Consider the following 13,815-nt stretch of genomic DNA (forward strand, 5'->3'; position numbering starts at 1 on the left):
GCTGCGCTCCCCGCCTGCCGTGTTGCCGATCTTGTTAGCTGAGCCAACGATGGAGATCATAGTACGGCAGCGGCACATGATGGAGCGATCCGGCGCTGTGCGGCCCGACGCGCACAAAGCCGCTGGCGTGGCCGAGCGCGGACACGGACGCCGCGCCCTGCTGCGCGGTGACCTGCACGAGGCTGTCCCGGCCGGCCGGGCTGCCGGGCTCGCCGACACGCCAGAAGGCATCACCGCGCTGCGCCCGCGCACCCGGCAGCGCCGCGCGCACGCGCCCTACCGGCGGGAACAGCACCGCGCGGCCCTGCAGCCGGCGCAGCAGCGGCGTCACCAGCAGCGCGAAGGTGGCATACGCCGCGGCCGGATTGCCGGGCAGGCAAACCACTGGCTTGCCGCGCAGGCGCCCCACCGTGACCGGCTTGCCGGGCTTCATGTCGACGCCGCGGCAAAGCAGTTCCCCGCCGGCCGAGGCCAGCGCCGCGGCCACCAGGTCGCGCTGCCCGACCGAGGCGCCGCCCGCCACCAGCACCAGGTCCGCATCGGCGGCCAGTTCGCGCAGGATGTCGTGCAGCGCCCGCTCGTCGTCCCGCACATGGCGATGGCAGCAGACTACCGCGCCCATGGACTGCACCAGCGATTCGAGCATGGGGCCATTGACGTCATGCACCTGGTAGACGTCGCGCGGCTCGTCGTTGGCGGCGACCTCGTCGCCCGAGGTCACGACCGCCACTTCCACCAGGCGGCAGACCGGCACTTCGGCCAGGCCCTGCGACGCCAGCGCGGCGATATGGCCAGCCTGCAGCAGCGTGCCGGCGGGCAGCAGCAGGTCGCCGCGGCGGGCGTCCTCGCCCTTGCGGCGGATATGCTGGCCCGCACCGGGGGCGCGCGCGCACACCACGCCGCGGTAGCTTTCCTCGGCATCCTCCAGTGCGACGACCGCGTCGGCGCCGGGCGGGATCACGCCGCCGGTGTAGATGCGGATGGCATGGCCCGGCAACAGCGGCTCGGGCCGCGTGCCGGCGTAGACCACCTGCTGCAGCGGCAGGCAGGGCTCGCGGCAGTCTTCGCTGCGCACGGCGTAGCCGTCCATCGCGCTGCGGTCGGCTGCCGGCGTGTCGATCACGGCGCAAAGGTCGCGTGCCAGCACGCGCCCCGTCGCCAGTCCCAGCCATACGGTCTCCGTTTCGCGGACCGGCTCCGCGCTCATGGCGAACACGGCCTGTGCCTCGTCGAAGCTCAGCACGCTGCCCCTCCCACTTCTCCAGTCATGCCCGGCGCGGCGGCGGTGTAATCGACATAGCCGTCGGCGCGGCAGAAGCTGAGCAGGCGCAGGCCGGCCTGCTCGGCTATGCGGATCGCCAGCGAGGTCGGCGCCGAGATCGTCGCCAGCATCTGGATGTTCATGCGCGCGGCCTTGCGCACCAGTTCATAGCTGGCACGGCTGGACAGCAGCACGAAGCCGTCGTCCAGCGCCACGCGCTGCATGGCCAGGTGGCCGATCAGCTTGTCCAGGCCGTTGTGCCGGCCGACATCTTCGAACGCATGCAGGATCTCGCCGCTGGCGTTGCACCACGCCGCCGCATGCACGCCACCGGTGGCGCGCATCAGCCGCTGGTGCGAAGGCAGCGCCGACACGGCGCGCTCGAGCAACCCGCGCGAAGGCACCAGCCGCCGTGCCGGCTCGCGGATGCGCGCAGGCTGCAGGTCCAGCAGTTCCAGGCTCTCGATGCCGCACACGCCGCAGCCGGTGCGGCCCGCCAGCGCACGGCGCTGCGCCCTCATCGCGGCAAAGGCCTGTTCGCTGATCTGCAGCTGGATTTCGGCGCTGTGCCGGTGCACGCGGACTTCGACGTCGTGGATCTGCGCGTTGTGGGCAACGATGCCCTCCGTCAGCGAGAAGCCCACGGCGAACGCTTCCAGGTCCAGCGGCGAGGCCATCATCACGGCGTGCGAGATGCCGTTGTAGACCAGGGCCACCGGCACTTCCTCCGCCACGTTGTCGAGCGCCGGCCGCGCCGCGATGTCCTTGTGGCGGACGATGGGGCGGGATTCATAGCCTGTGTGCTGGATCTGGTCGATCTGTCCGGCCTGTTCGATGCAATGCATGGGGACCTCATGAACCTGTGAAATGCTGCCGGCTTGCTCCCTCTCCCACTGCGCGGGAGAGGGGAGCGTTTGCGTGGGGCGACGGCAAGCGCCGGCCACGCTCACGCCGCCACTGCCGGCTGGCTGCGCGACGGCGTCAGCAGCACCGGCACCGACTTCGAAGTCGGCGTGCCGCAGCCGTCGCCGGTGCTTTCCAGCGGCACCAGCGGATTGGTCTCGGGATAGTAGGCGCCCAGGCAGCCCTGCGGGATGTCGTAGTCGACCAGCACGAAGTCCTCGACCTGCCGCTGCACGCCGTCGTCCCAGACGCTGGTGATATCGACGTGCTGCCCCGCCTCCAGGCCAAGCCTTGCACGGTCGGCCGGATTGATGAAGACCACCCGGCGCAGGCCAAACACGCCGCGATAGCGGTCATCCAGGCCGTAGATCGTGGTGTTGTACTGGTCGTGCGAGCGGGTGGTCATCATCACCATCAGCTTGTCGCCGTACTGGTCCCGCGCGCGGTGGATCGGGGTGTCCTTGTCGATGCCGTGGACCAGGAACTGCGCCTTGCCCGACGGCGTCTGCCAGATCCGGTTGCGTGCCGGCGGCGTCAGGTGGAAGCCGCCCGGCACGGCGACGCGCTCGTTGTAGTCGTCGAAGCCTTCGATCACCTGCTCGATGGCATCGCGGATACGCGCATAGTCCTGCGCGTACCAGAGCCAGTCGATCTTTCCGGTACCCAGCGTGGCGGCGGCCATGCGCGCCACGATCGCCGTCTCCGACAGCAGGTGCGGCGACGCCGGCGCGTTCATGCCGAAGGAGATATGCACCATGCAGACCGAATCCTCCACCGTCACGCCCTGCGGCACGCCGTCCTGCATATCGATTTCGGTGCGGCCCAGCGTCGGCAGGATCAGCGACTCCTTGCCATGCACCAGGTGGCTGCGGTTGAGCTTGGTAGCGATATTCACCGTCAGCGCACACTGGCGCAGCGCCTCGTGCGTGCGCGGCGTGTCCGGCGTGGCGGTCGAGAAATTGCCGCCCAGTCCGACAAAGACCTTGACCTTGCCCTCCAGCATCGCGGCAATGGTCTCGACCACGTCATAGCCGTGCTCGCGCGGCGGCTCGAAGCCGAAGGCGGCGCCCAGGCGGTCCAGGAACGCCGCTTCTGGCTTTTCCTCGATGCCCACGGTGCGGTCGCCCTGCACGTTCGAATGCCCGCGCACCGGCAGCAGCCCGGCTCCCTCACGGCCGATATTGCCGCGCATCATCATCAGGTTGGACAGCAGCTGCACCGTCGGCACCGAATGCTTGTGTTGCGTCAGGCCCATGCCCCAGCAGGCGATCACGCGCTTGCCGCGGGCATAGACCTGCGTCAGCGCATCGATGTCTTCCAGCGAAACGCCCGACTCCGAGACGATGTCGGCCCAGCTTTCCGCACGCAGGTCTTCGACGAAGGCGCCGAAGCCGATGGTGTGCTCGCGCACGAAGTCGACATCGACCAGCCGCTCGCGGCCATGCCGGATCGCCTCGTCGTCGAGCTCGACCAGGCGCTTGGCCATGCCCTTGATGAGCGCGAAGTCGCCGCCCAGCTTTGGCTGCACGAACATCGACGCAATCCTGGTGCTGGAGCCGGTCAGCATCTCCACCGGGTGCTGCGGGCTGGTAAAGCGCTCCACGCCGCGCTCGCGCAGCGGATTGATCGACACGATGGTCGCGCCGCGCCGGGCGCATTCGCGCAGATCGCCCAGCATGCGCGGATGGTTGGTGGCCGCGTTGTGGCCGAACAGCAGGATGGTGTCGGCATGCTCGAAGTCATCGAGCACCACGGTGGCCTTGCCCACGCCCACCGTCAGCGGCAGGCCGCGGCTGGTGGCTTCGTGGCACATGTTCGAGCAGTCGGGGAAGTTGTTGGTGCCGTAGGCGCGCACGAACAGCTGGTACAGGAACGCGGCCTCGTTGCTGGCGCGGCCCGACGTGTAGAACGCGGCCTGGTTCGGGTCCGGCAGCGCATTCAGGTGGCGGCCGATCATGGCAAAGGCCTCGTCCCAGGCGATCGCGCGGTACTTGTCGGTCTGCGCGTCATAGACCATGGGATGCGTGAGGCGCCCGTGCTGCTCCAGCTCGTAATCGGTCTGCGCCATCAGCGACGTCACGGTGTGCTGCGCGAAGAACTCCGGCGTGACGCGCAGGCTGGTGGCTTCCGCGGCCACGGCCTTGACGCCGTTCTCGCAGAACTCGAAGGTCGAGGCGTGCTGGCGGTCCGGCCAGGCGCAGCCGGGACAGTCAAAGCCGTCGGCCTGGTTCTGCTTGAACAGCATCTTGTACTTGCCGCCGGCCACCTTCTCCTTGATCAGGTTGATGGCAACGTACTTCAGCGCACCCCAGCCGGCGGCGGGATGGGTGTAGGGGGCGATGTGGCCTTTCTCGGGGGTCGGGGTGCTCATTGGCGTGGTGTCCTGTAACGACGGGGGCATCCGGGGGGCTGGACCAGGGGTCGCGTCCGGATCGTTGCGGTGACACCAGAGTAGGCCGGCGGGGTGGCGCCGGAGACGTACAAAGCGCGGGATGGCCGGGGAGTACAGTCTTGCCGGGCGGCCGGGCCGCCGCCCATGCGAGGTTGCGTCAGGCCGGCTGGCTGCCGGCCTGGCCGTGCCTATGCAGCACAAGCGACGTGCGCGGCAGGTTGCACCTGGAACAGCGCGCGCCCACGGACCGCAGGTTGCGGTGTGACAGCGGCACGCCCTTGGGAACGCCGGTCGAGCCCGAAGTGAACAGGACCCGCCCCGTCTCTTCGTCATCGATTGCGGCATGGGCGGCGCGCACCGCCGCGCTGCGCTGCGCCGTGACTTCGGCACCTGCCAGTGAGGCCCAGGGCAATTGCCCGGTCACGGCCTTGTCGAATTGCGTACTGGCCCCGATCTTGTTATATGCTGCGCCCTGCACCTCCGTTTCCCGGAGTTACTGGACCGCTTACATAAGAACAAGGCATCGGGCAGACCTGCATGTTCCAAGTCATCCGTCGAATCCGCCAGCGGCTGCGCTACCTGGACCTGACCCTGAACGCCAGCCGCAGCGTGCGCATCCGGGTGGTCGAGCGGCCCGGGCTGTGGATGGACAGCGCCCGGCTCGACGCCATGCTGGCCCAGATGCGCGGCGTGGTGCGGCGGGGCATCGGCAAGGATCTCGACTACGGGGTGCTGTCCGGCGATCCCGAGCGGCTGCGCCGCGCCGTGGTCACGCTGCTCTACGACCGGGACAGCGGCCATCCCATCGCCTTCAACGCGCTGTCGATCATGCCGATCGAGGTCAGGGGACGGCCGGTAGAGGCCATCCACCTCGGGCTGGTGATGGTCGATCCCGGCTATCGCACGCAGGGACTTTCCTGGGTGCTGTACGGCCTGACCTGCATCCTGCTGTTCTTCCGCCGCGGCTTGCGCCCGATCTGGATCAGCAACGTGACCCAGGTGCCGGCGATCATCGGCAAGGTGGCCGAAGTCTTCGTCACGGCGTATCCCAATCCGTTCGCGCAGTCGCGGCGCAGCTTCGAACACCTGAGCGTGGCGCGCGAGATCATGAAATCGCACCGCCATGTCTTCGGCGTCGACGCGGATGCCGGCTTCGACGAGGCCCGCTTTGTCATCACCGACGCGTATCGCGGCGGCTCGGACAACCTCAAGAAGACCTTCGACGCGGCGCCCAAGCACCGCGACGAGCGCGTCAATGCGCTGTGCCAGCGCGAGCTCGACTACCAGCGCGGCGACGACTTCCTGCAGGTTGCGCGGCTGGACCTGGCCAGCGCGCGCAAGTACCTGCTGCGCGAAGTCCCGCGCGACTCGCTGCCGGCGATCTTGTCGCAGGTGGCGTTCCTCGCGCTCGGCCGGATCGTCCTGCCGCTGGTGCATTGGCTGAACCCGCGCGAGCCGATGGGAGACTTGCGCGCAAGGAACCACGCATGACCGCATCGCCTGCCTTTTCTTACGAAGAATTCACCACCCGCAATATCGGCTTCGTGACCGAGGCCGAGCAGCAGCGGCTGCGCGACGCGCGCATCCTGGTCTGCGGCGTCGGCGGCATGGGCGGCGCCTGCCTGCAGGCCCTGGCGCGCATGGGCGTCGGCGGCTTTGCGCTGGCCGACTTCGACGTGTTCGAAGTGTCCAACATGAACCGGCAGGTGTTTGCCAGCCTGGCCACCGTCGGCGTCGGCAAGGTCGAGGCCACCGTCGCGCAGCTGCGCCAGGTCAACCCCGCGCTTCAGATCGAGATGCTGGGCGAGGACTGGCCGGGGCGGCTCGATGACCTGCTGGCGCGCTACCCGATCGTGGTCAACGGCATGGACGACATGGCCGCGGGCATCGCGCTCTACCGCAAGGCGCGCGAGCATGGCGCCACCGTCATCGATGCCTATACCGCGCCGCTGCCCTCGGTCACCGTGGTGCGGCCGCACGACCCGCGGCCGGAGACGCGCCTGGGCTATCCGACCGCCGGCATGGACTGGCAGGCGCTGACGCCGGAGATCCGGCAGGCTTGCCTGGGCAAGGAGCTGGAGTACGTCATGGTCCATTCCAGCTCGGTCCGCCATGTCGATCTTTCGATTGCGAAGGACCTGCTTTCGGGCAAGCGCAAGCGCATGTCGTTCGCGCCGATGGTAATCACCACCGGCAACCTGATGGCCTTCGAGGCAGCCAAGCTGGTGCTGGAGCGGCCGAGGCTGGCGGATGCGCGCGGCTATTTCTTCAACCCGTGGACCATGCGCGTCGAAACTCCGCGCAATGCGCTGGCGGCGTGGCTGGTGCGCGCCGCGGTGCGCCGCTTCATGGCGAGGCTGTTCCGTGATTAACGCGCTTGCCAGCGATGTCACCGTGACCTGGCTGGGCGCACTGGGCTGCGGCCTCTACCTGCATTTCCTGTGGACACGCCGCGAAGCTGGCACCGGCACCGGGTTGTTCCTGTTCGGCGTGCTGACCGCATTGCTGGCGGTCCGGGGCTTTGCCTGGCTGCTCGGCGGACCGCATTTCGGCCCACTTCTCGGCCCACTTCTCAGCCGACTACTCGGCCGGCTGGTGTTCGCCGCGGCCACGCTGCTGCCGATCGCGACCACGCTGTTCGCCGAACAGCTGCTGCGGCGCCATCATCCGCTGTGGCTGAAACTGCTGGCGCTCGGTGTGTCGGTGGTGTTCTTCGTCATCAACCTCGTTGCCGACCTGTCCGCCAACGTGCCGCTGCTGCTGGCCTTCCTGGCCTGCTATGCGATGGTGACGGCGAGCAACGGCTGGTTCCTGCTCTGGCTGCGCGATGCCGACCTGTCCAGCAATGAAGAGCGGCTGGCGCGCGCGGTGGTCGTGGTGGTGGCGCTGGCCGTGCCGCTAATGGCGACGGATTTCCGCGAGGAACTTGGGCATGTGCCGGTCCGGCTGGGCGCGCTCGGGGCGCTGGCCTTTGTCTACGTGCTGCTGAATCTGTCCGATTCGCAGCGCGTCGTGCGCGGGCTGCTCGCGCATATTGCCACCGCGCTGGTCTTTGCCGTGGTCCTGGCCGGTGCCATGGCGCTGGCGTCGCACGGGCCGGGCCAGGGATTCTGGCAGGCCGGCGTGCGCGGCATGCCGGTGGCACTGGCCTGGGTGTTGCTGACCGCCATCTTTGTCCGCATCCGCGCTGTGTCGCTCGCTGGCGACGGCAACGCCTTCCTGCGCTGGCTGCTCCATGCCCGGCTCGATACGCCGGACGGCTTCCTCCATTCGCTGCGGCGCCTGCCGCAGACGGCCGACCATGTGGTGCTGGGCGACGCCGAGCTGGCTGGCTATGCACTGGGCGAGTTGTTCGCGCTGGCCGGCAAGCGGCGCGAGCCGGTGTCGATCGGTGATGCCAGGGGGTGGGCCCGGCAGCCCCAGGCAAGCGGCGTCGGCAACGGCATCGAAGCCGCGGAGCAACTGGTCGACCTGATGGAGCGCCACGAGATGACCCACGCCCTGCTGATCGCACGGCAACCGGCCATGGTGGTGCTGCTGAACCTGCCGCAGGGCGCCAACGCCGCCATCGGCGAGCTGCGCGCCGCCGTGATCCTGCGGCTGGCGCGGCACCTGCGCCGAGAGGAGGCCGCATGACCGTGGAATTGCGCGAAGGCGATTTCGATGCGTTCTTCACCGCGCCGTTCGCCTGCTATGGCGACCAGACCCATTTCGTCTCGCCGATGAAGGGCGACCTCGCGCGCGCGCTGGATGCAGCGAAAAACCCCTTGTTCCGGCAGTTTGCGCGCCGCACCTGGTACACCGCGCACCGCGACGGGCAGATCGTGGGACGCATCCTGGCCCATGTGCACGATGCCTCTAACCGGCGGTACGGGCAGAAGCGCGGATATTTCGGCCTGTTCGACTGCATCGACGACATCGCCGTCGCGCGTGCGCTGCTCGATGCGGCTGCCGGATGGGCCAGCCGGCAAGGCTGCGACGAGCTGGCGGGCAGCTTCAACCTGACCATTACGCAGATGATCGGCATCGTCACCGATGGCTTCGGGCACGCGCCGTACACCTACCAGGAATACACGCCGCCGCACATTGCCCGGCTGCTGGAAGCCTGCGGCTTCGAGCGCTTCTTTCCGATGCGCACCTTCGAGATGGACGTGCGCGGCTACGACCCCGAACAGTTGCTAGGCGACCGGCAGCGTGCGCTGGCCAGCGATCCGGACTGGCGTTTCGCGCCGATCCGCCGCCGCGGCTTTGAAGGGCGCCTGCGCGAAGCGTGCGCCGTGCTGAACGACGGCTTTGCCGGCAACCCGATGTTCGTGCCGCTGACGGAAGCGGAATTCCTCTACCCCTGCGCCGGCATGATGTGGATCATCGACGAGCGCCTGTCGTACACCGCGTATTACCGCGGCGAGCCGGCCGGCGTGCTGCTGTGCGTGCCGGACCTCAACCCGTTCCTGCGTGCCACCGGATTCCGGCTGACATGGTCGACGCTGTGGCACTTGCTGCGGTTCCGCGCCAGCCGCAAGCGCGCGGCGGTGATCTTTTTCTCGGTACGCCAGGCGTTCCACGGCCAGGGCGTCAACGGCGTGCTGCTGCATCGCCTGCTGACGGCGATGCGCGATGCCGGCTATTCGCACCTGGGCATCAGCTGGGTGTCCGATACCAATGGCGCAAGCCTGCGGCAGATGGAAAAGCTGGGCGCCACCGAACTGCACCGCCTGCACCTGTTCCGCCGGGCGCTGGCGCCGGAGAATGGCAACCTACGATGCTGACACCAGACCAGCAACTGGCCCTGGTCGCGCAGGCCGCGCGCGCCCCGAGTGCCCACAATATCCAGCCGGCCCGCTGGCACTTTGCCGGCGACCGCATCCTGCTGCTGGAGGATCCCGCGCGCTGGCTGTCCGTAGGCGACCCGACCGGCCGGGATAACCGGGTCGCGCTGGGCATGGCGTGGGAAGGCATGGCGCTGGCGTTGTCGGCCATCGGCTTTGCGCTTTCGCCGCCGGAGGTCGCGGCACTGCCCTACCCGCCCGCGGCTGCCGGCCCGCGCGTCGCGGCCACAGGCGAGCTCCGGCCGGGCGCCTGCGCCGATCCGCTGGCTGCCGCCTGTGAGCAACGCCGCACCTGGCGCGGCACGTTCGCGCCTGCCGACGCCGCGCAGCTCGCGGCCATGGACCAGTGCATCGCCACTCATGCCCCGGTTGCCATGGCGGCGGAGCCCGCCAGCACGGCGCAGATCGCCAGCTGGCATGAGGCTGCCGCCGCGGCCGCCTTCCACGACCCGGCCTTTGTGCGCGAGCTTTACCACTGGATGCGCCTGTCCCCGCGCGCCGCTGGCTGGACCCGCGACGGACTGTCGGCCGAGTGCATGGCGCTGTCGCGCTGGGAAGCGATGGCAGCGTCGGTGGCCCTGCGTCCGGCCGTAGTGCGCGCGCTGTCGGCGCTGTCGCTGACCGGCCTGCTGGCCGCGGACGCCGCCAAGGTCAACAGCGCCGCCCGGATCGTGCTGATCCACGCCGCGCACGACGTGACAGACTTCGAGGCCGGGCGCCGCTGGTACCGCTTCTGGCTGGGCATGGCCGCCCTCGGCTTTGCCGGCGTGCCGATGTCGGCCCTGTCCGATTCGCCCCGCTACGCGGCATTGCTGACGGACCACCAGGCGCTGCCAGCGGGCCACCGGCTGGTCAACGTGATGCGTTTCGGCCCGGCGCCTGGCGCGGCGATTCCGCGCAGCGCCAGGCTGCCGGCGGCGGAATTGCTGCAGGCGGACGGCCCGCGCTAGAGCAGCTTCAGGAATTCCAGCAGCGCATCCTTGTCGCTTTCCGGCAAGGCGCTGAACTCCCGCTCATGGCCCCGGTTGTCCCGCCCCGTGGTCGCGGCGTCATAGAGCACCGGGCTTGACCACGGCCGGTAGTCCGGAGGATAGGCCCACGCGCCCTGCGCATCGGGCCGCCCGGCAATGCCCACTTTGGCGTAGTCCAGCGCATGCCCACCCACCCAGAACCGGCGCGGCCGCGCCTCCGGATGCATCAGGTGCCACAGCGTGGGCACCGAGCCGTTGTGCAGGTAAGGCGCCGTCGCCCACAGGCCCGACAAGACGGGCGCCACATAGCCGCCGGTGTTGGCCGCATCGATATGCTTGCCCAGCGCGGAGCGCCCGATGGCCTGCAGCAGGCTCGCATCGATCGCCTGCCAGCGCGTGGGATCGGTGCCGAGTTCCGCCTGCGCCACCAGCCGGTTGGGATAGCTGACCAGCCGGGGACGCGCCGCGTCCTGGCTGTAGCTGCCATGGCACTGCGCGCACTGCGCCGCGTAAACGCCGGCGCCGCGTGCCGCGCGGCCCCGGTCGACCGGTCCGGGAAACGGCGGCGGCGTGTAGCCCGCCATAAACCGCATCACGTCCTCCACCTGCGGGATGGCGCGGCTGGCGCGATCCGGCGGCATGCCCATGGTCGGCACGGTAAAGAAGGCCACGATATGCGCGAGACGCCCGGGATCCATGGCCGCATCCGCGGCAACCGGCGCAAAGCGCGCCGCGCCCTTGTTGGCATAGACCCCGTCATAGAGCAGCGACGAGCGCAGGCGCCGGTCGCCCAGTTCCGGGATCGAGGTCGAGCCGCTCGCGCCCGTCCCGGCGGCGAGCAGATGGAACTGGAACTTCAGCGCCGCCACGCCATTGGTGCTGCCGGCCGCGCCATTGCTGAACGGCAGCGGCGCATCGCCGCTGGCCGCGAGTTCGTCGATGCGCCTGACCAGCCGCGGCCAGACGAACTTGCGGATGGTCGCCAGTTCGTCCGCCGAGGTATCGGGATACAGCTTCGGAATGGCGACCAGCAGCTTGTCGGGGTCGGACTTGACCCGCTTGACCGCGAGGTAGACCGCGTTGACGAAGCCATCGAGATTGAGCGAGGTATTCGGCAAACCCAGCCACACCTTGCCGCTGGGCTGGCCGTCCTTGCCGTAGGTCACGCCCGCATGGCACGCCGCGCACCCCAGGTTAGAGACTTCCAGCCGGATCCTGGGCAGGTCGCGGCCGACGGTGCCGCTGACGATGCCGAGCGGCTTGTCGAAGCGCGGCTGCTGCGCAAGCGGCCAGTTCAGGATGCCGTCGGGATAGACAAACCCGAACTCCCGCAGCGCGCGCCGCAATGTCTGCGGCGCAGGCACCGCATCCGGGGCGTTGGCAAGCACCAGCGCGGTCGTGGCCAGCTTCCATGGCAGCGCGTTGGATTCCAGCGTATCGGTGCTCAGGCCGCCGAAGTCGTCGAACACAAAGCGCGCCGCGCCGATCTGCGCCGGCGTGCCACTGCCGGCAAACTCCCGCATGGCCGAGGATTGGCCATCGGCATAGCCGCGCAGGAAATCGCAGCCTGCGAGCGTGGACAGCAGCAGCCCTATGGTGATTGCGCGTGCGAGAGGCATCGAGATCGCCGGTGGATCGAGCTTCGCATTCTAATCGGTGACGCCCAAAAAAAAAGGGCTTCCGAAGAAGCCCGCCCAGCCAACTACAGTGGATCCGTCTATCTGAAGCGCGGCGCGTGGACTAGGCCGCCACCTGCGCGCCGGCTGCGGCAGATTCCTTCGCGAACTGCTGCCTGGAGGTCGCAACGTGCGAGGCCAGCACCGGCCGCAGCACCATGATGGCAAGGAACGCAGCGGTCAGGTCCATTGCCGCCACCGTGTAGAGCACCGTCGACCAGGTGCCGGTGGCTTCCATCAGCAGGTTGCCGATCGGCACGAACAGTGCGCCGATGCCCTTGGCGGTGTACAGCACGCCGTAGATCTTGCCGATGTGCTTGGTGCCGAAGGCATCGCCCGCCAGTGCCGAGAACAGCGAGTAGACTTCGCCCCAGGCCAGGAACACCACGCCGGACAGGATCAGGAAGGCGTACGGGTCGCTGCCGAAGTAACCCAGCGCGATGATGCCCAGCCCTTCCAGCGTGAAGGCGATCACCATCGTCTTCTCGCGGCCGATGTTGTCCGAGATCCAGCCGAACAGCGGACGCGAGATGCCGTTCATGATGCGGTCGAGCATCAGGGCGAGCGGCAATGCGGCCATCACGAAGAAGTGCAGGTCAACCTTGAATTCCTTCACGCCAAGGTCCTTGGCGATGACGCCGAGCTGGGCCACGGCCATCATGCCGCCGGTGACGACCAGCACGAACATCACCAGCATCAGCCAGAACAGCTTGGTGCACAGCGCTTCCTTGAGGGTGTAGTCGCGCGTGGCCTGGGCCAGCTTCTTCGAACCACGCACCTCGCCGGTCTTGGGCGAACGCAGGAACCATGCCGCGACGAAGGCGAGCGATCCTTGCAGCAGGCCGAAGAACAGGAAGGTGTGCTGGAAGCCCTGCGACTCGATCATCGCCGCGATCGGCAGGATGGTCGCCGCCGAGCCCGCGCCATAGCCGCCGGCGGTCAGGCCGACCGCGAGGCCGCGGCGGTCCGGGAACCACTTCAGCGCGTTGTTGATGCAGGTCGCATAGATGGAGCCCACGCCCAGGCCGCCGACCGCGGCGCCGACGTAGAAGCCCATCAGCGTGGTCGCCTGCGAGTTGATGACCCACGCCGTGCCGATAAAGAGCGCGCCGAAGGCCACCATCATGCGCGGCCCGAACTTGTCGATGAAGTAGCCCTCGATCGGCGCCAGCCAGGTCTGCACCAGCACGAACACGGTGAAGGCGATCTGGATGCTGGCGCGTGACCAGCCGTAGGTTTCCTGGATTTCAGGCACGAACAGCGTCCAGGCGTACTGGATGTTCGCGGTTGCGATCATGCAGACCACGCCGACGACCAGCTGGATCCAGCGCGTGGACTCCGGAGCGTGATTGGGGTGCAGGGCCCCTGCGTTTGCGTTACTCATAGCGCACTCCTTGAACCGTGTGTTTCGGGAAATCCGTGGGGATGGACGAAGGTGGGGACGCCATGCGCGTCAACTTGCAGGTGGCTCCTGGCATTTTCTGTCTCCTGTGTCGTTGGCATTTACTGCCTTTTATTGCGACGCCATATCGACGTCTCCCGCACTCACCTGTTTTCAAAACTACGAGATGCGATGGGATACACAGTATGTGATATATCAAGCGAGTTCAAGACGAACCGGCGCAGGGTTTTCACTAGCCCGCTGATTAATGAGGAATATGGCTATAACACCGGATTCAGGTCATTTCCGCATCAGTGCGAAAGGCGTATGAATAAACGCGTCACATTCCTGGAACCCAATAGCCGCGCGCCTTTCAGGGAAGTATTGACGGCCATGGCAAAA

The 13,815-nt window shown here is 68.1% G+C and carries 11 protein-coding genes; 5 read left to right on the forward strand and 6 right to left on the reverse strand.

The features are described 5' to 3' along the window. Nucleotides 1-34: 34 nt before the first annotated feature. The 4 genes from IPF36_RS08750 to IPF36_RS08765 all read right to left on the reverse strand — a co-directional run bounded on the left by IPF36_RS08750 (nt 35) and on the right by IPF36_RS08765 (nt 5,034). The gene (locus IPF36_RS08750) at nt 35-1,243 is read right to left on the reverse strand and encodes a molybdopterin molybdotransferase MoeA (RefSeq protein WP_195427793.1); all 1,209 of its coding nucleotides are present in this window, start codon (nt 1,241-1,243) and stop codon (nt 35-37) included. Further along, nucleotides 1,237-2,106 (reverse strand): formate dehydrogenase accessory sulfurtransferase FdhD, encoded by an 870-nt coding sequence (fdhD, locus tag IPF36_RS08755; protein ID WP_195427794.1) that lies wholly within the window; start codon nt 2,104-2,106, stop codon nt 1,237-1,239. Before fdhD ends, IPF36_RS08750 begins: the two co-directional genes overlap by 7 nt. Before the next feature lie 101 nt (nt 2,107-2,207). Further along, a complete protein-coding gene (locus IPF36_RS08760; protein WP_195427795.1) occupies nt 2,208-4,535 on the reverse strand; it encodes an FdhF/YdeP family oxidoreductase in 2,328 nt (775 codons plus the stop codon). A gap of 178 nt (nt 4,536-4,713) precedes the next feature. Continuing rightward, nucleotides 4,714-5,034: an AMP-binding protein gene (locus tag IPF36_RS08765; protein ID WP_135702797.1), complete on the reverse strand. Its 321-nt coding sequence runs from the start codon at nt 5,032-5,034 to the stop codon at nt 4,714-4,716. A 59-nt stretch (nt 5,035-5,093) separates the two neighbouring features. Between IPF36_RS08765 and IPF36_RS08770 the strand changes: the two genes are divergently transcribed. The 5 genes from IPF36_RS08770 to IPF36_RS08790 are packed head-to-tail and all read left to right on the forward strand — an operon-like array spanning nt 5,094 to nt 10,335. Continuing rightward, nucleotides 5,094-6,047 (forward strand): hypothetical protein, encoded by a 954-nt coding sequence (locus tag IPF36_RS08770; RefSeq protein WP_195427796.1) that lies wholly within the window; start codon nt 5,094-5,096, stop codon nt 6,045-6,047. Next, on the forward strand, nt 6,044-6,928 hold the full coding sequence (locus IPF36_RS08775; RefSeq protein ID WP_195427797.1) for a ThiF family adenylyltransferase: 885 nt from the start codon (nt 6,044-6,046) through the stop codon (nt 6,926-6,928). The genes IPF36_RS08770 and IPF36_RS08775 overlap by 4 nt, the downstream gene beginning before the upstream one ends. Beyond that, nucleotides 6,921-8,192: a hypothetical protein gene (locus IPF36_RS08780; RefSeq protein WP_195427798.1), complete on the forward strand. Its 1,272-nt coding sequence runs from the start codon at nt 6,921-6,923 to the stop codon at nt 8,190-8,192. Before IPF36_RS08775 ends, IPF36_RS08780 begins: the two co-directional genes overlap by 8 nt. After that, nucleotides 8,189-9,325 (forward strand): GNAT family N-acetyltransferase, encoded by a 1,137-nt coding sequence (locus IPF36_RS08785; protein ID WP_135702801.1) that lies wholly within the window; start codon nt 8,189-8,191, stop codon nt 9,323-9,325. Before IPF36_RS08780 ends, IPF36_RS08785 begins: the two co-directional genes overlap by 4 nt. Further along, complete coding sequence (locus IPF36_RS08790) at nt 9,319-10,335, forward strand: hypothetical protein (RefSeq protein WP_135702802.1); 1,017 nt, start codon at nt 9,319-9,321, stop codon at nt 10,333-10,335. The genes IPF36_RS08785 and IPF36_RS08790 overlap by 7 nt, the downstream gene beginning before the upstream one ends. Here IPF36_RS08790 and IPF36_RS08795 read toward each other — a convergent pair. Both IPF36_RS08795 and oxlT read right to left on the reverse strand, forming a co-directional pair. Then, complete coding sequence (locus IPF36_RS08795) at nt 10,332-11,975, reverse strand: c-type cytochrome (protein WP_195427799.1); 1,644 nt, start codon at nt 11,973-11,975, stop codon at nt 10,332-10,334. The two genes, IPF36_RS08790 and IPF36_RS08795, sit on opposite strands and share 4 nt — an antisense overlap. A gap of 121 nt (nt 11,976-12,096) precedes the next feature. Beyond that, complete coding sequence (gene oxlT, locus IPF36_RS08800; RefSeq protein ID WP_133094557.1) at nt 12,097-13,416, reverse strand: oxalate/formate MFS antiporter; 1,320 nt, start codon at nt 13,414-13,416, stop codon at nt 12,097-12,099. Nucleotides 13,417-13,815 lie beyond the last annotated feature (399 nt).

The sequence above is a fragment of the Cupriavidus sp. IK-TO18 genome (assembly GCF_015549295.1).
GTDB lineage: Bacteria > Pseudomonadota > Gammaproteobacteria > Burkholderiales > Burkholderiaceae > Cupriavidus > Cupriavidus oxalaticus_A.

Excerpts from the sequence above, each read along its gene's own strand:
- fdhD (WP_195427794.1), bottom strand. The coding sequence starts at position 2,106 with ATGCATTGCATCGAACAGGCCGGACAGATCGACCAGATCCAGCACACA.
- IPF36_RS08760 (WP_195427795.1), bottom strand. The coding sequence starts at position 4,535 with ATGAGCACCCCGACCCCCGAGAAAGGCCACATCGCCCCCTACACCCAT.
- IPF36_RS08770 (WP_195427796.1), top strand. The coding sequence starts at position 5,094 with ATGTTCCAAGTCATCCGTCGAATCCGCCAGCGGCTGCGCTACCTGGAC.
- IPF36_RS08775 (WP_195427797.1), top strand. The coding sequence starts at position 6,044 with ATGACCGCATCGCCTGCCTTTTCTTACGAAGAATTCACCACCCGCAAT.
- IPF36_RS08785 (WP_135702801.1), top strand. The coding sequence starts at position 8,189 with ATGACCGTGGAATTGCGCGAAGGCGATTTCGATGCGTTCTTCACCGCG.
- IPF36_RS08790 (WP_135702802.1), top strand. The coding sequence starts at position 9,319 with ATGCTGACACCAGACCAGCAACTGGCCCTGGTCGCGCAGGCCGCGCGC.
- IPF36_RS08795 (WP_195427799.1), bottom strand. The coding sequence starts at position 11,975 with ATGCCTCTCGCACGCGCAATCACCATAGGGCTGCTGCTGTCCACGCTC.
- oxlT (WP_133094557.1), bottom strand. The coding sequence starts at position 13,416 with ATGAGTAACGCAAACGCAGGGGCCCTGCACCCCAATCACGCTCCGGAG.